This window comes from Vibrio sp. S234-5 (genome assembly GCF_000960595.1).
Taxonomy (GTDB): Bacteria; Pseudomonadota; Gammaproteobacteria; order Enterobacterales; family Vibrionaceae; genus Vibrio.
Genome location: NZ_JZAM01000068.1, coordinates 1 through 809 on the forward strand (window position 1 = coordinate 1; position 809 = coordinate 809).

At 42.3% G+C, this 809-nt stretch carries 1 protein-coding gene; it reads right to left on the minus strand.

The annotated features are described in order from the left end of the window. Positions 1-280: 280 nt before the first annotated feature. The gene (locus UF06_RS02800) at positions 281-667 is read right to left on the minus strand and encodes a hypothetical protein (RefSeq protein WP_045569085.1); all 387 of its coding nucleotides are present in this window, start codon (positions 665-667) and stop codon (positions 281-283) included. Positions 668-809: the final 142 nt, after the last annotated feature.

Sequence of the window (809 nt, forward strand, 5' to 3'; positions counted from 1 at the left end):
CTTGCCCGAAAATTGATTGAGGCAATTCGCTGAATTTCCAGCGCCAAAGAATAATTGTCCAGAAAACCGCGCCCACTGAAGCCAACTTGCCGAGAAACACCAAACTAAAAAGCCAAGGGAACAAAGAGCAATCATAAACCACTGACTTTTGGTGATTAAGCATAACGCCGCGTTAAGGGGTGCAGGCACGCAATACACAAGTTACCGCACAATGCCGTAACCACCAAACCTAACGCAAACTGAAAATGCCACGCGTGCCAAATCCCACTTGAACGCTTTGTTATGTGACTTGGCCAAGTAGTCTACTTGTTTGTTTTTCAAACAATATTTTAACCATTTGGTTATTTGTCTTTGCTACAGATACCCATTGCAAACCAGTTTCATCAACATGCTGAAACTCGACTTGTAATTCGTACTTCCTAACTGAAAACAACGCTGAAATCATGCCTATTGTTAATGCGAGTGGCGCTGTAAAAAAGCCAAATGACTCTGGGCATATCATCCACACGATACTCGCAACAACTAGACCAATGCAGAAAATGCGCAAAGCATGATCCTGAAAAGTGTTTGTTTTGACTCTTGCACCTTTAATTTTTGACAAAGGATATTCGTCTTTTTTAAACGTGAAGGTAGTGTTGCTTACATTAAAGTCTTCTTCATTAATCAAAATAATCTCCTGTCACATAACGCCCGGTTAAGGGGCAGCCAACGCCATTACCAAGCTTCCGCATAACACCGTAACCACAAAAACTAACGCATGGTAAAAATGCCGCGCGTTGGCTGTCCCTCTTGAACCGTTTGTTATGCTT